We start from the raw sequence: 3,137 nt of genomic DNA, 5'->3' as shown, positions 1-3,137 counted from the left end.
AATAGTAATGAGAATAGGTATGGGTTCCTATTTCTTGTCCTTTTACACTTTTAATAGTTTTAATCAAATTTGGTGCGAAAAAGAATTTTTCCAAACCCGATTTTTGGTGCCGCTTTCCATAATCATAAGCATCTAATTCTTTTCGAGTATATGTAGGTATTATTTCCGGAATATTTGAGCGCCATTCATCCCAGTTTTCGTTAAACAACATACCTACAGTTGCCCATGTGGCATGAATATTATTCCTTTCGAAAATATCTATTATTTTTGGTATTACCCCAAGTGTATTATTAAAATATAAAACTTTATCCTTAATTTGAATATGGTCAAAAAGCCCCCAGACTAACTCAAAGTCAAGCGAAATTACTAAAGCTCCATTTTTCATTATATCTGGTTTTTAATACCTATTTTTTTATACTAAAACAACTGGGTTGGGTTGGTTTTTTTGAATCATTTCATATTTTTCAGAAGCTAAAAAATAATAAATAACAAAAAAACCAAAGTACATCACCATCGATTTTTGACGCATGATAATACCCAAATTTGACATGACAAAAGTCAAAGCAAAAGAACTTAAAACAAAAATTATTAAAGATGTTTTTACTAAATAAGGGGCTTTAAATATAAACTTCAAAAATCGTTTGTTTAAAATTTTTAAAAATAAAAGCAAATAAATCAAATTTTCAATCGAACTGAAGATACCAATTGCACTTGGAGAGTCAATAAATAAAGGTCGAAACCAAAATGTAAATAATTTAAACGGCAAAGGATAATTACTCATGTCAACCCCTGATCCTGAAGTCACTAATCTTCCTGATTGTTGAGAAGCAAATTGATCAAAATCTTCAATTACATTTTCAGAACCTTCTAAGTTAGCTACACCAAGAATTGAATTCTGAGCCAAATACAAAAAAGCTACTGAAACTATTAAAACCAAAAATTTAACACCTCCCCCAATTTTACTCCTTCCTGTGAGTATACCTATCATAACCCCTATTAAAACAAAAAGCATTACATGGGGACGAATCATATAGACCAAGAATCCACCTAAAACCAAAGCAATTAATCGTTTTTGTGGAAAACGCAAAGCATAAATAAAAAGCATCAGTCCCATGAATATTAGACTCCCTTTGCCAAGAGAAGCTGTCCAAAAATGCATATTAGGTAAAAAAAGTAACAATTTTAGTAAATCATATTTTTTAAACACCGTTACATTTATAGTAATATTTTCTTGAAAATAAAGATAGGCAAAAACAAACCCAACATAACCCGTCCAAGAAAAAATAAGCATCATAGTAATATATGAAAACCCTAATTGAACAAAGGGATTAGCGACAAAAACTATAAACTTTGTACCCGTTAGAAAAAGTTCCATCAAATCCTCTCTAGGAATACACGCATCAAAATAATAAGATTTTGAATCAGATGCGTTGAAGGTCGCGTAAGTAAAATAGATTAGAAAAAAAAGCAAATGATACCAATACAGCCTATTCATCAACTTCTTATCAAAGAATGAAAATTTATTTGACAAACTTTTAAGTAAAATTTGATTTATTACAAAAAGTAAAAAAAATACAAAAACAAAATCAATCATTTATTAAAATAATTCTAAATCACCTATACTATACCTCCATTTTTTGATAGTAAAGACTGTGTTAATAAAAAGGGAATCTTGGGTGAGTGTTCTAATGGTAAGTTTAGGTCCAAATTTACCATATAATCTGAACCGAAACAAGCTTTTGTTTGCTGTTGTAATTAACCAACATTTATTTTGAAATGCAAAACTTAGAATTACATTTCGAATTTGTTTTAGATGATTATTCTCATTGGAACTAATTGTCTCTACAACTCTAAGTTCATTAAAAAATTTATGCTTTTTGATATAGAAGGCTATATAAAAATTTTTATTAACGAAAACTTTATAATCCTGCAAAGGGTTTTCTTCATAACGCCATTTTAAATATGCTGCAGATTTTGGCGTAAAAATGGTGTTTTTATTTGACAATTCGTGGTTATGTAATTCACAAAGTTGGCTCAATTGCGCTACACTAATGTTATTATTTGGATTTACTTTTGAAAAAAAATACGGAATAGCATATAAAACTGTAGGTATTACAGCTAATTCAATAGCGCTAACAGTTTTCCAACCCATTTTTAAATATCCTGGTCGACTGTGTTCATTGGGGGTATTAAAAACAAAAGTTTCGCCTTCCTTCTTTTTTACATCATCAAGTGCTTTTAAAGTTAATTTCTTAAAAATACCTTTCCCTTGATAATCAGGATGGGTGGCCGTATCTACTGCTCTATAGGCTATCCAAACATCATTCCCCAATTGCCATTGCCATTTCATAAGGGCTCTAACTCCAACCAAAACATCTTCTTTAAAAGCTAATGAAACATATGAATTTCCGAATGGATTTTCTAAATGCTTAAAATTCCATATCTCAGAAGTTTTTTTCATTAATCCTTCGCCTAAACTAAGTTTCAATAAGGCAACAATAGCAGGAATATCTTCTGGTGTAGCATTTCTAATAATCATAATCGATAGGAAATATATAGGGATTCTAATTCAGTAACCATAGCCTTAATACTGAAATTTGTCGCGACCCTTTTTCGTGCCTCCATTTGAAAAGAGGCCAGTTGAGATGGGTTTTCAGCTAGAGTTAAAATAGAGCCTGACAAGTCATTCCAATCATCAACTGCTACCAAAATTCCGTTTTCATTATTTTGTATTACTTCTTTTATACCCCCAGCATCCGTAGATACGATGGCACAACCCATACTCATCGCTTCGAGCAACGCAATAGGAAGTCCTTCAAAAGAAGAGCTCATCATAAAAATATCCATGGCTTCATAGTAGGGTTTCACGTTGGTTTGTATCCCCGAAAAAAATACTTTTCCTTCTAGATTGAGTTCCTTGTGTTTAGCATATATTTCAGGTTCCAGAATTCCTGCCCCAACAATAATTCCATAAATTTTTGGGTTTTTACCTATGGCTTCGTTCATTATCTCCAACCATTTATCTAACCGCTTTTGAAATCTAAAAACAGCAACAGTTCCTATTAATAAAGCATCTTCAGGAATACCATATTGTTTCCGAATAGCACTTCTTTGCTCTGGATTATTTCGTTGAAAAC

At 31.3% G+C, this 3,137-nt stretch carries 3 protein-coding genes and 1 pseudogene; all 4 read right to left on the bottom strand.

What is annotated here, in order from left to right; translation table 11 throughout:
* Positions 1-385 (bottom strand): annotated as a pseudogene (locus ACKVOD_RS02560) (polysaccharide deacetylase); the annotation flags it as partial.
* A gap of 27 nt (positions 386-412) precedes the next feature.
* Positions 413-1,531, bottom strand: a complete 1,119-nt coding sequence (locus ACKVOD_RS02555; RefSeq protein WP_409207918.1) for a hypothetical protein — start codon at positions 1,529-1,531, stop codon at positions 413-415.
* A 66-nt stretch (positions 1,532-1,597) separates the two neighbouring features.
* On the bottom strand, positions 1,598-2,539 hold the full coding sequence (locus ACKVOD_RS02550) for a GNAT family N-acetyltransferase (protein WP_409207917.1): 942 nt from the start codon (positions 2,537-2,539) through the stop codon (positions 1,598-1,600).
* Positions 2,536-3,137, bottom strand: a 602-nt coding sequence (locus tag ACKVOD_RS02545; protein ID WP_409207916.1) for a glycosyltransferase family 4 protein, incomplete at its 5' end; no start/stop codon positions are given. The genes ACKVOD_RS02550 and ACKVOD_RS02545, both read right to left, overlap by 4 nt.

The sequence above is a fragment of the Flavobacterium sp. genome, from assembly GCF_046155325.1.
Taxonomy (GTDB): domain Bacteria; phylum Bacteroidota; class Bacteroidia; order Flavobacteriales; family Flavobacteriaceae; genus Flavobacterium.
The sequence above is the reverse complement of the archived record's forward strand: the minus strand, read 5'-3'. Positions and strand labels throughout refer to the sequence as shown.

Bases quoted from the DNA above. Each gene is read 5' to 3' on its own strand.
- ACKVOD_RS02550 (WP_409207917.1), bottom strand. From the start codon at position 2,539: ATGATTATTAGAAATGCTACACCAGAAGATATTCCTGCTATTGTTGCC.